The organism is Aerococcus sp. L_32, assembly GCF_050689315.1.
In genome coordinates, this window is sequence record NZ_JBOEQF010001217.1 from 1 (window position 1) to 548 (window position 548).

1 protein-coding gene is annotated in these 548 nt (G+C 34.5%); it reads left to right on the forward strand.

The genetic code is table 11. The features are described from left to right. Positions 1-240: 240 nt before the first annotated feature. The coding region (locus tag ACRCJ0_RS19010; protein WP_431391763.1) for a CpsB/CapC family capsule biosynthesis tyrosine phosphatase at positions 241-548 on the forward strand (308 nt) is incomplete at its 3' end.

Consider the following 548-nt stretch of genomic DNA (forward strand, 5'->3'; position numbering starts at 1 on the left):
GATGAAAATGATGTTTTAAAATTGGTTGAAAAGCGGTAGAGTATATAGTAGTTAGAAATGAATGATTGTTGTGAAATTGTAAGGTGACTTTACCAATTTCTTACATATAAATTGTTTATATATAGTATATTGTAGAAATGAAAATGCCCTACTTACAAAAAGATTCATGTATCCAGGATCTTTTTTTGTGTATATAGTAATCACAATGCTTTATTCAATATATTAAAAGGAGGGAATGTAATGATTGATATCCACAATCATATATTACCTGGAGTGGACGATGGTGCTAAAGATATTGAAATGTCAATAGCAATGGCGAATGTTGCTGTTCAAGAAGGGATTACCCATATCTTAGCCACACCTCACCACCGTAATTCAGAATTCGTTAATGAACGCAGCAAGGTTGAAGAAGCTGTTGGGCAACTACAAGTTGAACTTGACCGCAGAGGCATTGATTTAGTGGTATTCCCTGGTCAAGAAATCAGACTCCACGGTGAGTTGTTAGACCACATTGACCAAGGTGAAATTTTATTTACAGATTTAGATGG